Annotated in this window: 16 protein-coding genes and 1 tRNA gene; 7 read left to right on the top strand and 10 right to left on the bottom strand. The window is 41.7% G+C overall.

The annotated features are described in order from the left end of the window. Positions 1-4: 4 nt before the first annotated feature. The 6 genes from BM156_RS04545 to crtD are packed head-to-tail and all read right to left on the bottom strand — an operon-like array spanning position 5 to position 5,218. Positions 5-748: a tetratricopeptide repeat protein gene (locus tag BM156_RS04545; protein ID WP_093918616.1), complete on the bottom strand. Its 744-nt coding sequence runs from the start codon at positions 746-748 to the stop codon at positions 5-7. After that, positions 721-1,824 carry a glycosyltransferase family 2 protein gene (locus BM156_RS04540; protein ID WP_093918615.1) on the bottom strand — a complete coding sequence of 368 codons (1,104 nt, stop codon included), beginning with the start codon at positions 1,822-1,824 and terminating at the stop codon, positions 721-723. The genes BM156_RS04545 and BM156_RS04540 overlap by 28 nt, the downstream gene beginning before the upstream one ends. Further along, the gene (locus BM156_RS04535; protein ID WP_093918614.1) at positions 1,817-2,428 is read right to left on the bottom strand and encodes a 1-acyl-sn-glycerol-3-phosphate acyltransferase; all 612 of its coding nucleotides are present in this window, start codon (positions 2,426-2,428) and stop codon (positions 1,817-1,819) included. Before BM156_RS04535 ends, BM156_RS04540 begins: the two co-directional genes overlap by 8 nt. Next, positions 2,425-3,114, bottom strand: a complete 690-nt coding sequence (locus tag BM156_RS04530) for a fatty acid desaturase (RefSeq protein WP_093918613.1) — start codon at positions 3,112-3,114, stop codon at positions 2,425-2,427. The genes BM156_RS04535 and BM156_RS04530 overlap by 4 nt, the downstream gene beginning before the upstream one ends. Further along, a complete protein-coding gene (locus BM156_RS04525; RefSeq protein WP_093918612.1) occupies positions 3,114-3,758 on the bottom strand; it encodes a carotenoid biosynthesis protein in 645 nt (214 codons plus the stop codon). The genes BM156_RS04530 and BM156_RS04525 overlap by 1 nt, the downstream gene beginning before the upstream one ends. Further along, entirely contained in the window at positions 3,755-5,218 is a 1,464-nt protein-coding gene (gene crtD / locus BM156_RS04520; RefSeq protein ID WP_093918611.1) for a 1-hydroxycarotenoid 3,4-desaturase CrtD, read from the bottom strand. Before crtD ends, BM156_RS04525 begins: the two co-directional genes overlap by 4 nt. Before the next feature lie 110 nt (positions 5,219-5,328). Between crtD and BM156_RS04515 the strand changes: the two genes are divergently transcribed. Genes BM156_RS04515 through BM156_RS04505 form a run of 3 tightly spaced genes read left to right on the top strand, consistent with a single transcriptional unit; the run spans position 5,329 to position 8,320 of the window. Beyond that, entirely contained in the window at positions 5,329-6,819 is a 1,491-nt protein-coding gene (locus BM156_RS04515) for a phytoene desaturase family protein (protein ID WP_093918610.1), read from the top strand. After that, positions 6,797-7,630, top strand: coding sequence for a phytoene/squalene synthase family protein (locus BM156_RS04510; protein ID WP_093918609.1), 834 nt, complete (start codon positions 6,797-6,799; stop codon positions 7,628-7,630). The genes BM156_RS04515 and BM156_RS04510 overlap by 23 nt, the downstream gene beginning before the upstream one ends. Beyond that, a complete protein-coding gene (locus BM156_RS04505; RefSeq protein ID WP_212733406.1) occupies positions 7,631-8,320 on the top strand; it encodes a lycopene cyclase domain-containing protein in 690 nt (229 codons plus the stop codon). 9 nt (positions 8,321-8,329) lie between these two features. On the opposite strand, the gene BM156_RS04500 is transcribed toward BM156_RS04505, so the two are convergent. Beyond that, positions 8,330-8,854, bottom strand: a complete 525-nt coding sequence (locus BM156_RS04500; protein WP_093918608.1) for a NanQ anomerase/TabA/YiaL family protein — start codon at positions 8,852-8,854, stop codon at positions 8,330-8,332. 206 nt (positions 8,855-9,060) lie between these two features. Between BM156_RS04500 and BM156_RS04495 the strand changes: the two genes are divergently transcribed. The 4 genes from BM156_RS04495 to BM156_RS04480 all read left to right on the top strand — a co-directional run bounded on the left by BM156_RS04495 (position 9,061) and on the right by BM156_RS04480 (position 11,414). Then, positions 9,061-9,567 (top strand): hypothetical protein, encoded by a 507-nt coding sequence (locus tag BM156_RS04495; protein ID WP_093918607.1) that lies wholly within the window; start codon positions 9,061-9,063, stop codon positions 9,565-9,567. 101 nt (positions 9,568-9,668) lie between these two features. Next, entirely contained in the window at positions 9,669-10,190 is a 522-nt protein-coding gene (locus BM156_RS04490) for a hypothetical protein (protein ID WP_093918606.1), read from the top strand. 134 nt (positions 10,191-10,324) lie between these two features. Further along, positions 10,325-10,397 (top strand) — tRNA-Gln (locus BM156_RS04485). Between the two features lie 291 nt (positions 10,398-10,688). Continuing rightward, the gene (locus BM156_RS04480; RefSeq protein WP_093918605.1) at positions 10,689-11,414 is read left to right on the top strand and encodes a permease prefix domain 1-containing protein; all 726 of its coding nucleotides are present in this window, start codon (positions 10,689-10,691) and stop codon (positions 11,412-11,414) included. Here the strand turns inward: BM156_RS04480 and BM156_RS04475 are convergent. The 3 genes from BM156_RS04475 to BM156_RS04465 form a co-directional block, all read right to left on the bottom strand. Beyond that, positions 11,407-12,351 (bottom strand): hypothetical protein, encoded by a 945-nt coding sequence (locus BM156_RS04475; RefSeq protein ID WP_093918604.1) that lies wholly within the window; start codon positions 12,349-12,351, stop codon positions 11,407-11,409. The genes BM156_RS04480 and BM156_RS04475 overlap by 8 nt on opposite strands. Before the next feature lie 217 nt (positions 12,352-12,568). After that, a complete protein-coding gene (locus BM156_RS04470) occupies positions 12,569-14,290 on the bottom strand; it encodes an FAD-dependent oxidoreductase (RefSeq protein ID WP_093918603.1) in 1,722 nt (573 codons plus the stop codon). Between the two features lie 73 nt (positions 14,291-14,363). Beyond that, entirely contained in the window at positions 14,364-15,506 is a 1,143-nt protein-coding gene (locus BM156_RS04465; RefSeq protein ID WP_093918602.1) for an SGNH/GDSL hydrolase family protein, read from the bottom strand. Between the last annotated feature and the right edge of the window lie 10 nt (positions 15,507-15,516).

Raw genomic sequence — 15,516 nt, 5'->3', positions numbered from 1 at the left:
TAAGCTAATCAACAATTTTTGAAACAAGGAAATCATCCACCCAGTTAAGCTCTCCATACAGCCGTTCAAGCCTCTGCCTAGACTCTAGGTAAAGAGTGTGTTGGTTAGTCTCGTAGTATCCTTTTAGGATAAAAACTTCAACCAGCACCTTTAAATAATTGCAAACCTCTGCGCTTTGCTCAAATAACCTCTGCGCTTTACGATAAGCTGCTATAGCTTGCTTTTTATCACCTCCAAATAGAGCTGGACGATTGTAAAGAGCATTTCCTTCTTCCAGCCAAGCCATTGGTTCATTCGGATCACCCTCCATAGCCTGTCTTATGGAGCCAACCACCTTAGGGCCAAGAAATGGTGCTTTATACATAGCCAAACCAATTTTGAAAGAATCGAAAGCAGCTTTTAAACTCAAGAGCCTGGCATTGTTTGGCGCTTGTTCTAAGTAACTGTCTAAGCGATTATCCCCATCTTGAAGTACATCTTTTATCAGCTCTTTTTGACCAGTTCCGAAGTAATAACCAATAAGGCCGTAACGGGCTTGCAAAGCCAGAATCCCCCAGTCCTGTTCATTCGGATGATCGTGTTCAATTTCTTGAATCCAGTCCATCCAATTACTCATATCTCCTTTCAGGTAGGAGTTAAAAAAACGACACTGATACGTCTCCAACTTCTGCCCAGATACAGGAGTAAACAGACAAACCATCAAGCCAAGCAGCAACCAATTTAGATAGTTATTTTGCGACCTTTCCATTTTGCTTTTTTAGTTATTCGAAGGCGAATATTTTCAATCATTAAAAGAGCCAGAAATACCATTTGCAAAGGATGATAGAAAAGGTTAGCCCAATATTGCTGATGGCTTGCTCGAGAAACCAGGAAACGGTTCACCACAAGCAAAACACCATAAACAAGGAGCCCTTTCCACCCCAAGGCGAAGTATAAAAGTAATGGACTTCCCACCACAACAAGCCCAAAGAAGAGCATCAGCAAACGACTACCAAAGAAAAACTCGTGCACATTTTTCACAAAGCCTTGCAAAGCTCCCGCATAGTGTCGGTACATCCGACAAAAGACATCGCCATTTCCTAATAGAACAGCTGCATGCTCCTGATGTTCTTTCATCATACGTACAATCAAGATATCTTCCACATTCCGATTCTTGACTTTTTCGTGCCAACGATTCAGTCGGTAGTTTTTGGCATCAAAAAGCATAAACTGGCCATTACCTGCCGCAAACAAAGGATTTTTCGCTTGCAGCACAAGCCTCAGCGGCAACAAAGTCAATAAGATCCAATTCATGACTGGCACGGTCATTTTTTCTGAGATATTCTGCATGATTTGTTGTGGAAAAATCGATAATAAGCTAAGATTTTTTTCTTTGAAAAAATCTACTGCTTTTTGCAGCGCATCTGGCGCTAAAGCCACATCGGCATCCAAAAATAACCAATAATGCCCCCTTGCTTTTTGGGCCAATTGATGACAAGCAAAATTTTTTCCTGTCCAGTTAGGCGGTAAAGTCTCTCCGTCAAAATAATGAAGCCAGTCAACATGCTGCTGCCATTCCTGTAAAATATCAATGGTTTTGTCTGTCGACTGATCATTGCACACCCAAACCTCAAAGTCAGGATAATTCAATTGTGAAATAGCTCGAAGTATGTTCGGCAGGTTATGCTCTTCGTTTCTGGCAGGCACCAACAACGATACTTTTTCCTTGTGTTTGTTCCGGGCAGCAGGCAGGTAAGGTTGGCTCACAACATTGGCCAAAGCCACCAAGGTGCGCAAAGCAAGAAAAGTTAATACAGCCCAGGCAATGATTAAAAGATCAGTCATGTTGCTTGTTTATGCATTCGTCCCGAAAAGAATTGTAGGCCAACTCCATGCGCTGGCTTGTCTGCTCACCTTTATACTGTTTCAAGCAGAACCGGATCAAGGGTTTCGAGCTGCTGAAATAATCCGTTAAAGTCACACAAAACCACACTTGAACAGGTTTGTCTACATTTTTTAAAATCCATGAGGCCCCTTTCTCAAAAGCAATGGTTTTAACCTGCTGCGATTGGATTTCTCCTTGCGGATAGAGACAAACCAGATTTTGATGATCATCCAATACGCCGGCGGCATAAGTCAACGACTCGATCAGCTCGCGAGAATTCTTTCGTACCGAAAAAGCGCCACACCGGTTGATGAACATACGCTTGCGAAGTTGCTCTTCCAGCATCATCACATGAAATCGTCGCTTAAAAAAACGCTTGCTCAGCCATAATGACCAGTAGCCATCCCACCAGCTAAAATGATTTTGAAGCAACAAAATCGATTTCCTCGGATCAGCTTGCTCATTGGCATAAATTTCCATTCCCCGAAAATGAAATACCATTTTCAAACGAAAATAGAGGTCAAAAAACCAAATCGTAAAGGAGTGATGTTTGGCTTTGATCATAGCTGAATTTTTCGTTTATCTTTTTCACGATAAAGCTGCCACCAGGGAATACGGGGTATTTCGTGATGTTCCCAGTGGTAGCCAAAAAAGTAGCAGCTCAGCATGGCCCACCAATGTGGTCCTCGCTGGCTCCGTGCCCGGTGCGGCTGCATGCTTTCGGTGTGCGGTTTTCGGTGCGGCAGGTAGGTGCCCACAAAAAACAACTGAAAAGTAGCCAGTACCGCCGGAACAATCCAAAACACGATCAACTCCGGAACAGCAAACCAAATTTTCAGCACATTAAATGCAACCGCCATAAACAGAAATTGCCAGATGGTGGCATAACGCTTTAGAAAGACAAACCACCAAACGAAGAAATTCTGCGAGCGTGGATAATAATCCGGATCCTTTTCGGTAGCCGGAAATTGATGATGTAAATAATGATTGGTCCGCAGTTTTTGATAGCTAAGCCCGGCAAAAAGCAAGGATGAAATCCAGCCAAATACCATGCTTACCTTCATGCTTCTGCTAATTAATCCATGCATGGCATCATGTCCGGTAATAAACAAGCCGGTATATAAGTAAGCCTGTAACAAAACATGCAGGTAGGTCCAGCCAGAAGAGGCACCAGCCTGCAAAAGCTGCAGGCAGTAGAGCAAATGTCCCAACCAACAGATTAGCACGATGATTGCGATTAGAATTCCCATCAGATTAAATTTAAAGTGAAGGTTAAAGCCAAGAAAAACACCAGTTGAGTCCCCAAAATCCATACGGCCAAAGGGTTTTTCAAAGAGACTCGCCCAGCACGCATCAAAGCAAAAATCAACAGTGAAACCAAGTACCAGTCAAAATAGTTTTTCAACGGAATAGTTGCCGATTCCCAGCTCCACATTTTCAAGGCAGTGGCTACTGGTTCCATAATAAAATCAAACAGCACCATCAGCAAAGCTCCCAAAAACGGGAAATACCATCGTTGGTTGATTTTCGAAAAAAGCACAAAAACACCGTAAGCCAGCAACAACCAATTGATTCCGATAAGCAGAGGGGTATCCATCAGCTTCAGCCCAAGCGCCGGTCCATAGCTATAGTTTCCGAACAGCCAGCCCGTATTGATGCCAATCCATTCGGTTACAAAGCCAATGCAAGCAACCAATATCAGAATCAAAGCCGTTTTCACCGACCACTGCTGTTGAAAGTACAACAAAACCACTGCGGTAAGTGATAAGTTGAGCGGTGTTAGAGCCACAAACAAATCGTATGTCAGATCCAATGAGAAGCCCAGTATTCCAACGAGGTAAAAGATGACCAAAATGATTTTCACCCACAAAATAAGCTTGGCATTTCCTGTCATAAGCTCCTCCTTTTTTCTTCAACCATATCGCCCACAATTTTTGCTGAAGATAAACACAGCGGAATTCCACCGCCGGGATGCACGCTGCCTCCAACAAAATAAAGGCCGGGCACATCGCGCCGGAAATTGGCATGTCGGTAAAAAGCGGCAAACAAGCTGTTTGAACTAGGCCCATACATGGCACCATGAAACGAGCCGGTCTGCTCTTCAATTTTTACCGGGTCGAGCTGTTCTTCAAAAACAATCTGTTCTTCCAGCTCTTCGTCCAACATACGATTCAGCTTAGTCAGAATATGCTGCCGTGTTCGCCGGTTCATTTCAACCCAGTCCTGCCCCACATTCTCGGGGGCATTCACCATCACAAACCAATTTTCCATTCCCGCCGGTGCATCGTCCGGATTCTCTTTACTACTAACAAATACATACACTGTTGGGTCATCCGAAATTTCCTTTTTCTCAAACAACGACACAAACTCCGTTTCGTAATCTTCACTAAAAAAGATATTATGCAAATCCAGTCGGGGAAACGACTTTCTCATGCCCCAGTAAAAAATCAAAGCAGAAGACGATCGTTCTAGCTTTTCCATCCGCCTAACCCGTTTTTGATCGGGCATCAAATGCGTATAAAACTGGTAAATATCCACATCGCTAACAACCACATCTGCAAGCTGCAAAGCGCCCTCAACAACAAGGCCTTTTAGTTGGCCCTTATTCACCAAAACACGTTCAACCGGCGCTTGCATATGAAACCTCACCCCCAACCGCCGCGCTTGTTCTGCCAGTGAGTGCACAATTTGAGCCATCCCATTTTTAGGAAAAAAAGCTCCCTGTTCATGCTCCAGATGTGAAATCACACTCAGTGTTCCAGGAGTTTTGTATGGGTTAGAACCATTATAGGTGGCATAACGGTCAAACAGCTGCACCAAACGTGGATCGGGAAACGCCTTTGCATTCAGTTGATGCAGGCTCGAAAAAACCTTCAGCCGAAAAAACTGTAGGGCCCGAAGCCCATTTGCCCAGGTGAGCAACTTGCGAATACGATGAAAAGAGTTGAAAATAAAAATCGGAGCCGTCAACCGATAAATCCGCTCCGATTGTTTCAGATAATCAAGCAATTTCGAGGCCTTCACTCCGGTTTTTTGTTCCACTTCAACTGCAAATTTTCTGGGATCAGCATAAGCTTTCAACTGCACTCCATCTTCAAAAAAATACGAAGTAATCAAATCCAACTTACGGTAAGTAAATCTCAGGTCTTCATCGAGTAACTCATCGACCAAATGGGGCAGTGTAAACAGCGAAGGCCCCCGGTCAAAACGAAAACCTGCATGGACAGATTCCTTGATCTTCCCTCCTAAACTATCCGACTGTTCATACACCTCCACCTCCATGCCTAGTCGAGCCAATCGAATAGCCACCGCAATTCCTCCAATTCCTGCTCCTATAACTAGTGCTTTAGACATTATTTCATTAATTTTAAGAAAGATAATACTCTTATTGAAAAAAAACTTGCTACTTATTAAAACATTTCAATGTTAGTTTGTTTAATAAAAAAGACAAATCATAAAACAAAATGAAAAAGAAAGTACTGATTGTCGGAACCGGGCTAGCGGGTTTATCTACTGCACTAAGGCTTTCAACCAATGGTTACGAAGTTGAAATGGTTGAAAAATACCATCGCCCAGGGGGAAGACTGAATTTACTCGAAAAAGATGGTTTCAAATTTGACATGGCTCCCACCTTTTTCAGTATGAGCTACGAATTTCAGGAGCTTGCAGACGCATGTAACATTAAAGTTCCTTTTGAATTTGTCGAACTCGATCCGCTTTATGCCGTTCATTTTGAAGGGGATGAGAAAGCCTATCTCATTCATAAAAATCTGAAAAAGCTCGCTGCGGAATTCCAAAATATCGAACCAGATCTGGAACAAAAGGTTAAGCGATTTTTAGAAGGTGCCGGGGCCATCTTTCACGATACTGAACACATTGTCATCAAACAAAATTTTGACAGTTTACTGGGCTATCTCCTGCAATTAACGCGTGTGCCTTTAAAACATGCTCCCAAAATGTTTTACTCGATGTGGCGTGAAATGGAGAAGAATTTTGATTCGTTTGAAGTGAAAGTCATTTTCTCGCTAGTTGGCTTTTTTTTGGGAGCAACGCCTTTCGATACGCCCGCGGTCTATTCAATGCTCAACTACACCGAACTTGTGCATGATGGTTACCACAATGTCAAAGGAGGCATGTACAAAATTGTTGAAGGCTTGGTTGCTGAGTTAAAAAAGAGAGCGGTCACCATGCATTTTGGCGTAGAAATAACCCAAGTGGAAGAAAAGCACGGACAAGTAACTGCCTTTATCGACAGCACCGGAAAAAAATGGGAAGCTGACCTTTTTGTAGTGAATGCGGATGCTGCCGCCTTCCGGGGACAAATCTTAAAACGGAAACGGTATCGCCCATCAAAACTCGATCAAAAAAAATGGACCTTGGCTCCACTAACCATTTACCTGGGCTTAGACACCAAAGTAAAGGGGATGTATCATCACAACTATTTCCTGAGAAGAAATTTTAAAGAATACGCCAACAAAATATTTAAGAACAGCATCAAGCTGGATAAACCCTACTACTATGCCAACATTCAATCCATGCATAATCCCGACTATGCACCTGCAGGCAAAGAAAGTGTCTTTATCCTTTGCCCAGTCCCCGACTTGCGCTACAAACCTAACTGGGAAGATGCGGAAGAAATTGCCGATGCCATTGTAGCCGATATGGGAAAACGCACCGGCTTCGACTTTGCCAAACACACCGAAATGAGGATAATTTATCCTCCCAACAAATGGGAAAGCACCTTCAACCTCTACCGTGGAAGCGGACTAGGGTTAGCACACGACTTGAACCAAGTTGGAGGCTTCCGTCCTTCAAACAAAGACGAAAGCTACAACAACCTCTATTATGCTGGCGCATCAACTGTTCCCGGAACAGGATTGCCCATGACTGTTATTAGCTCACGACTTGTTACTGAACGAATACTTAACGACCATGGACATTTATCGCAAAAATAATTTAGACTGTAGCAGAATTACAACGAAAAACTACAGCACCAGTTTTTCATTAGGCGTTCGAATGCTCAACAGAAAATACCGCTCTGGAATTTACAGCATTTATGGATTTGTGCGCTATGCCGATGAAATTGTCGATACTTTTTTTGAGCAAAATCAAGAGGAAATTTTCAACGAGTTTAAACATGAAACCGACAAGGCCATAGCACGCCGATTTAGCATCAACCCAATTCTGGATAGTTTTCAACATGCTGTACACTCCTTCCAAATTGACCGGGAATTAATTAATGCCTTTCTCTATAGCATGGAACTGGATTTACACCAAACAAGTTACGCCCCTAACTTGCTCAAAACCTACATTTATGGTTCGGCTGAAGCTGTAGGCCTGATGTGCTTACAAGTGTTTTACTTCGATGAGCCAGAAAAATATCAAACGTTAAAAGAGCCAGCCCGCAAACTTGGAGCAGCATTTCAAAAGGTTAACTTCCTGCGTGATGCTCAAGATGATTTCGAAAACAAAGGGCGGATTTATTTTGAGGAAATCGACTTTTCTCGTTTTGACGAACCTTCAAAAATTCGAATTGAAAAAGAAATAGAGCAAGATTTCACGGATGCATTCCAAGGATTGAAGCAGTTAAAAAAAGAAGTCCGTTTTGGAGTCTATCTCGCTTACATCTATTACTTAAGGCTCTTTCGAAAAATAAAACGAGCCCATCCCTCGCAAATTTTAAAACAGCGTTACCGGGTTTCAAACTCAAAAAAAATGTATCTTTTGGCCAACGCTTATTTTAAAAACGCATTTAATCTTTTGTAGATGGAATTACAACAAATGACCTACGCAGGGTTGTTGCTGGGAACTATTGTTGTTCCCTTGGCTCTTAGTTTTGATAAAAAAGTACAGTTTTGGAGAAATTGGAAATACTTGTTTCCTGCAATCATTATATCTGCTGTTGTCTTTTTGGTATGGGACGTAAAATTTACCGAAGCCGGAATCTGGCAATTTAATCCAGATTATCTTTTAGGCTATTCCTATAAAGGACTTCCTATCGAAGAATGGTTATTTTTTCTTGTCATTCCCTACGCCTGTGTATTCATCTACGAAGTACAGAAAGCCTATTTTGAGAAATACGAAGCTGCGAATGTATTTGCAGCTATAAGCCTGGGATTGATCGTTTTATTCGCACTAATTAGTTTCTACAACAGAACGTTGTTATACACCTTTTTCAACTTTCTGTTTACGGCAATTTATTTGGGCTATACCATTTTCCGCAACCGATTTAAGCAGCACCTCACCAAGTTCTATGCAGCCTACCTGATCGGCTTAATCCCCTTTCTAATCGTCAATGGTATTTTAACGGGCTTACCGGTAGTGGAGTACAACCCGGAACACATTTTGAACCTACGCGTGTTCTCCATCCCGGTTGAAGATTTTGGTTATTTCTTTTTACTGCTGTTGATGAACACCACCATTTATGAGACTTTGAAAACGCAACGGTATTTTTAACACAACGACCTAGTCGTTTGAAACAGCCAGTTTGATAACCAGTTTCTTTACAGAAGTTGCTCCTTCTACTTGCAATCCCGGACGATGGACATCTTCTGGAAAGAAAACAAAAAAGTAATTAGGTGCGGCCTGAAAATATTCGCCTGGCTGTTCTTCAAAAAACTGAAGGTCTTTCGCCTCGTCATATTCTTCAGGTTTAACGGCTTTGTTCAAGGGCAAAAGTCCCATCATCTCGCTTCCGACAAGAACCAACTGCAGGTCGATAAACTGCCGGTGGGCTTCCCACTTGGAAGCTGACTTCGTTCTTGTTTCGTAAGTTGAAATCATCGCAAATACCTGATCTCCGACCAATGGATACCGACCTGGTTTTAAAGAACTGAAATCTGACTTTAAAAACTCAAAAACCGATTGCCACCATTCCGGAAAACGGTGCACGTGTGCATAAAACTGATCAATATTGATTGATGGATGTGGTTGAACATTCAATTGTTCGTTGAATTCCTGGCTGTGAAACCATTGCTGAGCAATACCCATGAAATTTGTTTTAAATAATATTCGAAGCTCTCAAAGAGGCTCTGTGCGCCAAAAGTACAAAAAAGCGACTCATCTTTACCTCACTATGCGTTAATAAATTATTTACACAAAAGTTAACAAATTATAAAATCTAACTTATTCTCAACAACTTATAAAACATTTTTGCAACTTTGGAGTTCTTAAATCATGAAAAATCAGTGTGAAGGATGAACCTATTCGGTGTTGTGAAGTTAATTCATGTTTTCTTATTAGCCTCGGTCAAGTATTTCATCACCTTTCCCTATGCGTTATTAATTGGGATTGATGAGATTCAGGCTATTGTTGCTGTTACCTTTGGAGGAATCTTCGGATTTTTCTTTTTCTACTACCTCAGTTCGGTAGTCATCCGCTTTTTGAAAAAACACAAAGACCAATTTATTCGACTGGTTTGCCGTTTCTTTAAAGTTGATTTATCCCGTTTTCTATCTCGCTCCAAGACCAAATCTTCCTGGTCAATTAAGAAAAGAAGAATGTTTATTCGATTCCGCGATCAGTATGGTTTTGCCGGCATCATTGTTACAACCCCAATACTTCTGAGTATTCCTGTTGGTGCCTTCTTACTGAACCGTTATTACTCAGGTCGTAAATATGTTATGGCCTATATGACGCTCTCAATCTTGGGTTGGGCTTTGCTATTTTCGGCTTTCGTCGTACTTTTTCCAAAAGTAGCATAAGTCCTCTGTATACTTTCTGTTTTTAGTCGAATCAGCTATCTTTAGTCTTTCTTTTGCGGCTTGCCCAATCATGCAACCGCAACCATGAAGACACTGAAAACATGAACAGAAAAGAGTTTTATTCCCTTTTAGACAATTGGGAAAACATTCACCTCTTAATCAACTATTTAATTGATTATCCGAATCAACTGGATGCTCTGATTGAGATTGGTCTGAGCAATGACCAAAAAGAAAACTGGCGTGCCATTTGGGTTGCCGATAAAATCCATGAAAAGCATCCCGAGCTTATTCGTCCCTACCTCGGGCAACTAACTGAAGCACTTAAAACAACTTCTTGTGACAGCAAATTACGTCACTTATTGAAATTGATCAGCCTCAACCCCATCGACCAGCAACACTTGTCTTTTTTATTAGCGTATTGCCTGGAGCTTGTCGACAAGGCGACCAGCCCAATTGCCAACCGGGTACATGGTATGCAAATTCTTTTCGAAATTTCCGAGCAAGAGCCAGAACTCAAGCCTGAGCTGATTCAGCTGTTCGAACATGAGTTGGAAAAACACGAGTCGCCGGCCATTCGATCCCGCGGAAAAAGGCTGTTAAAAAAACTTTATTCAGCTAGCTAAAATCGAAGATCCTCATTCTCAACCAGATTATTTACAGGCCGAAAAAAATCTTCATTTTTTTCATTGAAAACGCTTGTCGGTATATTTTCTTTTTATATTTTTGCAGCGTCTTTAACGAAAAGACAATAGAGGACTGACCCATGGTGTAATTGGCAACACGTCTGATTTTGGTTCAGAAGAGTCCAGGTTCGAGCCCTGGTGGGTCAACAGAGAAAACACTTTAGATAATTCTAAGGTGTTTTTTTATGCTTCTTTTTCAACTTATCTTTTGGGGGTCAACCTTCCCTTCTTATTTTTCCAACCAGCAAACTATCAGATTAGAATACCCGCCAGCCAAGCAAAAAACAATCCAATCGTTCACACACGCCATTCAAACAAATCATTAAAATCATTATGAAAAACTATTAGTATTTGTACTTTTACAGTCTATTGAGTTTGAAGAGAAGAAGAGATCAATCTTTCTTCGTTCCTAAAAGACTCCCAACAAACATCTTATAGATGGAAAACAATACTGAGTTCAATTTAAAAGAAAAGATACACAACTGGAAAAAGGCTCTGAGTAACAATCCATCGGTTACTGAAGCTGACGTAGATGAACTGGAAAGCCATCTTCTTGACCTTATTGATGATTTAAAAGCGAAAGATCTGGATAATGAAGAAGCCTTTTGGGTGGCAAAGAAACGGCTCGGATCAAGCCAAGAGTGGGAAGAAGACTATCAGAAAGCTAATAATGCCGTGCTGCAGATCAAGAAATCTCTGATCATTTTAGCTGGAATTTTAATTTACTTTCTTTCATTTTACTTTCTAAAGTTCTCTTCAAAACTATTATTAATAAGCCTACTAGCCTTAAAAATAGACTCACATACGAGCATTAAAATTGTACTCAGCTACCTAACAGGGGCCCACTTCTTTTACTTACTTTTTGCCTCAAGCATCTATTTCCGTGAAAAGAAGACAGTTGCCTTCATTGAACGAATAAAAATGAAACCCCGTGACATACTCTACCTTCTAATTACAACAATTGGCTTTGGTATTATCGATACCTGCCTGCTCCCTATATCAAAAAAGCTTATCAGAGCATCGGGGCCTATTGGCAATCAATTCTACGACATAAACTTCTATTTCAATTATAGCTTTCCCTTGATCATATGTCTCAGTTTCTTCTTTCTGCATATGAAGTATTTTAAACAAACCAAAAGCACTATTGAAAGAGGATCTAAGTAGTCTGTAACATCAATGATTTATTCGGATTTTTCAGACACCAACAAATCCGCAAGCTATACAGGACGGAGAATACCGCTAAATAGGCTTCGTAAAGCTCATCACTTTCTCCGGTATAAACAGTGCCCGCCATGCTTAAAAAGAAGATTAAAAATGCAACAGGAGGGACAAATAACTTGGTTAACCACCCATTTGCTTGACGAACAAACCAGAAGTAGGTCAAAACCATAAAAATCCCCATTCCTGCCGCCGCATAGGCATAACTAAACAAGGGATTGAAAAAGTTATGCAATGAATTTTCCTGCTGGAAATTCATTTTGAAAAAAGAAGTTGTCTTAATCTCAAAATACTGCTGTCCCCAATTTACTTCTTCGCCATATAAGAAAAAAAACAAAAAAGTTGCTAGAATCACTCCCCATCTTATCTTTCTCCGCATGCGCTGATCAACACCAAGCTTTCGTAAATGAACTAATGACGCAAGCAAAATCAACACAGCAACAGCAAAAAGCGCCGAACTATTCTTATCCGTTGTCCCCTCCCACTCAGGCTCTCCCCAAATTATGACGGCCAGCTGAATTCCCAGTGCAATCAAACTGCTAATCCAGAAAAAATATTTTCCCATTCGGGGATAGTTACTTACAGGATCGTTAAAGAAAACGCGTTTAACATCAGCTGCAACCTGTTTTACTTGAAGCATACGCAAAAGCCAACTTCCCACATTGAATATGAAGAATAATCCAAGACCAACCCAAAAGACAATAGCAGCAAACAACAAAAATCTAATTTGCCGAACGCCTAACGACGTTACAACCTGATCATCAGAAATATAAACGCGAAAAAATTCCACTAAGTGGGAAAAATAGAGGGGAGAAAGAGCTAAAAGAATAATTCCCAGAAGAATACATACAATCCCAAAACGAAAAGAAAGTCCTTTTTTCATAATGTCCAATTAAGGTTAGTCGTAACACGCTTTTCATTCTTAGACAGTTATTCAAAAGCTTTTGTTCATATAAATAGTAATGATAGTTACAATTTTTCCTATCACCATCTATTCGTAAATTTTCCCATAAAAAAGACCAGAGCAGCCCCAAAGCTGTCCGGTCTCTTTCTCCTTCAACCTAAAATCATTCCAAATTATGTATCTGCTTAGTACGATTCTATTGCGGCCATTTCGTTTCAACACCTTGCAAATGTACAAACCGTTGAAAATCGGCCAAAAGATCTTTATTCTCACGTACATCACGTGGAGTAACGTGTTTCTTAGAAGCAAACTGAACCAACATTCCCACAACCTCACCAATATTCCATTCAACCGGATGAAGTCGGTAACAACCGTTAGTAATGTGAGTTGTGCCAATATTTTTACTTGCCGGAAGCAAGTTCTCCATTCGCTGAGGAATTAAGGCCCCCAGAGGAACTTCAAAGGGCAAGGAAGGCAAATCAATGTAGTTATCTCCTTTGGTTGACGGATGCAAGTCCAGGTAATACGATCCCACTCCTACACTGTCGTAAAAACTTTCGCAAGTAGCGGCAGCTTCTTTGCCTTTCACCAAAGTTCTGTTTTCAACTCCCACATGTTCTTCGAGAACCGTAAACAAAGATTTAATTCTTCGTCCTTCACGAATGTAAGGGTACTTAGCCATTCCATCTTCGGTTCCCATCACATCTTTCCGTAAACGAATTCCAGACCAGCCAGCGCCACCATCAGGACGTTCCACTTCGGTTTGCAGCCAATAAACTAAGGATAAGTTTAGTTGACGAGCACCTTCAACATGCTTTTGAAACGCTTTCTCGCTCACATCAACCAAACGCCCTAAGAGGTAGTCATTTTGCGGCCAGTTCACCACGGTCATGTCACCAGCATAAAAGCCCGGTTTAAAATTGTGCCGATTGATGATTTTTCGATAGTTCCATAGGTTCATAACATTTCCCGTACGTCCACCTTCCGGATGAAATCCGAGTGTTTTAGGTTTCAGAGTGGATGGCGTAGAATAAGTCAAATCCAATAAACGCCCCGGCCATGCCGGAGTCAAATTCGGCACATAAGAACGCCAAAAATCATAGTTTTCAGGCTTGTCAATAACGTGATTTTCACCCGGACGATAATCCAGGGCAAAGCACAAGGTAAAAGCCTGCTCATTTTCCGGATCACCAACTTCAGGAGCATGAAGCTCTCCCGTTTCTTTCTTCGACTCTGTTCCGGTTACATATTCTGTTCCGGTGAGAGGCAATAAATCGCCCATTTCAGTTGCATCCACAAAGTAGGGAGCGGTCAGCACAAGCAATTTTCCATTTTGGCGGTTCTCCACCTCAAGCCCTCTCACCTGATTCCCATCAATATCAGCACGGGTTGCTTTATGCTCCAACAAAAGGGTTAACTGGCCAGAACTGATATAAGGTGCAAACATGGCATTCAACACAGCCAGAGCCACTTTGGGTTCAACACACAGACGAGATACGGCACCATCTCCCGGGTTCAAATTCTCCCTGGCAGCTGCATCATCAGTCAATGGGTAGTTGCGTTTATAATATTGCCGCAAGGCAGAACGAAACTCGCGATACAGTTGAGTTGCCCCATGAGTTTCAATCCAACGGTGTTCATCAAGTGGGACTCCCTGTTGAGTTATTTGTCCCCCAATCCAATCAGTTTCTTCGGTCATTACTACAGAAAGGCCATTGCGCAAAGCACCCAAAGCACATGCACACCCACCAATTCCACCACCTGCAATGATCAGGTCGGCTTTCATTTCGCGATCAGCTTTCCGTTTTTTTTGCCTTGCCGCATCGACAGGTATGACAGCCGGGCTGGCCACTAATGGAGCAGAAGCTAACAATCCTCCTGTAGCTCCAAGCATTCCAATAAAATTACGTCTCTTCATGTTAATTTAGTTTTAAGCAAATAAGATGGTCAAAACCGGGCCCTATTTTTATAATATGATTTACTCCAAAAAATTATTGTTTTTCCAACACGGATCGTATTTCTTCCAATGAAAAGTCCCAGCCCATCACAGTTCCCATCACAGGCAAAATCATTCCGGCTGTTTTTAGCTGTCCGCGGTACGAAGGATGTGAGTCTGATCCCAAGTCCTTTTCCAAGTTCATCAACTGACGCGGTACTCCCACAAAAACCACATCTCCGGAGTTTGTTTCAATTCGTACTTCATGCACCATTCTCTTGGTATAGGTAAAACAAGGTTCATCCATCATCGGGCCCGTGATACAGAAAATCTTCACACCGGGGTAAGTTTTCAACAAACGATGCAACAACTTCTTTCCCGCACGCACAAAGTCGGCTTCATCTGGAAAAGGCTGAGTTGAAAAATCGTTGGTTCCAAGATTTACCACAATGGCTTGTGGTTGATAACTTTCCAAATCATACCGTTTCGTTGAATCATTGTCAAGCAAGTAATCCAGACGAGCTGGCATGGGCTTCAATTTCACCGATAATTTTTCCGGATCGCCATAGTTCCGGACCATTCCCAAACCTGAATGCGCAACCAAATGAAACTGGGCATCAAAAGCCCGGGCTATAATTGACGCATATGATTTCTCACAATTTTCAGTAGCTGGTTTAAAACGCTCCGTCCTGCTTTTCCCTTCAGTTCCATAACCACAAGTGATTGAGTTTCCTATAAACATGATTTTTCGTTCCGGAAGAGGAGCTGGAGCTTTTAACTCTTCTTTGCCCCCAATAAACAATCCGTAAAACTCGGCCATGCCCATATCAGCCTCGGTGCGTTTCACGATTCTTAGCTGATGGACTCCTTTAGTCAGTTTTCCGGGAAACCACCAAACGGTATCATTTTTAGCATGTACCACATAAGCCGGATAATCATCAACCCAAACGTTAAAATAATTTCGGTCGCCTCCTTTTAAGCGGACACCCAAGATTTTTCCGGAGAAATCGGTACGCACAGTTACGCCAGGCCAATTAAACCGAACGAAATTGTTTTGCGCATCGACACGCCCCATGTACTGAAAAGCATCATCATTGGCCGGAACAAAACGATTTTTATCAGAAGAAAAAGCGGACAGGACAAGGCATAAAGCCACACCCGTCATCAACAGGATACGTTTTATCTGGAAGGTTTTCATATGTTTATTC

The organism is Sunxiuqinia elliptica (genome assembly GCF_900113005.1).
Taxonomy (GTDB): domain Bacteria; phylum Bacteroidota; class Bacteroidia; order Bacteroidales; family Prolixibacteraceae; genus Sunxiuqinia; species Sunxiuqinia elliptica.
The sequence above is the reverse complement of the archived record's forward strand: the minus strand, read 5'-3'. Positions and strand labels throughout refer to the sequence as shown.

Bases quoted from the DNA above. Each gene is read 5' to 3' on its own strand.
- BM156_RS04545 (WP_093918616.1), bottom strand. From the start codon at position 748: ATGGAAAGGTCGCAAAATAACTATCTAAATTGGTTGCTGCTTGGCTTG.
- BM156_RS04540 (WP_093918615.1), bottom strand. From the start codon at position 1,824: ATGACTGATCTTTTAATCATTGCCTGGGCTGTATTAACTTTTCTTGCT.
- BM156_RS04535 (WP_093918614.1), bottom strand. From the start codon at position 2,428: ATGATCAAAGCCAAACATCACTCCTTTACGATTTGGTTTTTTGACCTC.
- BM156_RS04530 (WP_093918613.1), bottom strand. From the start codon at position 3,114: ATGGGAATTCTAATCGCAATCATCGTGCTAATCTGTTGGTTGGGACAT.
- BM156_RS04525 (WP_093918612.1), bottom strand. From the start codon at position 3,758: ATGACAGGAAATGCCAAGCTTATTTTGTGGGTGAAAATCATTTTGGTC.
- crtD (WP_093918611.1), bottom strand. From the start codon at position 5,218: ATGTCTAAAGCACTAGTTATAGGAGCAGGAATTGGAGGAATTGCGGTG.
- BM156_RS04515 (WP_093918610.1), top strand. From the start codon at position 5,329: ATGAAAAAGAAAGTACTGATTGTCGGAACCGGGCTAGCGGGTTTATCT.
- BM156_RS04510 (WP_093918609.1), top strand. From the start codon at position 6,797: ATGGACATTTATCGCAAAAATAATTTAGACTGTAGCAGAATTACAACG.
- BM156_RS04505 (WP_212733406.1), top strand. From the start codon at position 7,631: ATGGAATTACAACAAATGACCTACGCAGGGTTGTTGCTGGGAACTATT.
- BM156_RS04500 (WP_093918608.1), bottom strand. From the start codon at position 8,854: ATGGGTATTGCTCAGCAATGGTTTCACAGCCAGGAATTCAACGAACAA.
- BM156_RS04495 (WP_093918607.1), top strand. From the start codon at position 9,061: ATGAACCTATTCGGTGTTGTGAAGTTAATTCATGTTTTCTTATTAGCC.
- BM156_RS04490 (WP_093918606.1), top strand. From the start codon at position 9,669: ATGAACAGAAAAGAGTTTTATTCCCTTTTAGACAATTGGGAAAACATT.
- BM156_RS04480 (WP_093918605.1), top strand. From the start codon at position 10,689: ATGGAAAACAATACTGAGTTCAATTTAAAAGAAAAGATACACAACTGG.
- BM156_RS04475 (WP_093918604.1), bottom strand. From the start codon at position 12,351: ATGAAAAAAGGACTTTCTTTTCGTTTTGGGATTGTATGTATTCTTCTG.
- BM156_RS04470 (WP_093918603.1), bottom strand. From the start codon at position 14,290: ATGAAGAGACGTAATTTTATTGGAATGCTTGGAGCTACAGGAGGATTG.
- BM156_RS04465 (WP_093918602.1), bottom strand. From the start codon at position 15,506: ATGAAAACCTTCCAGATAAAACGTATCCTGTTGATGACGGGTGTGGCT.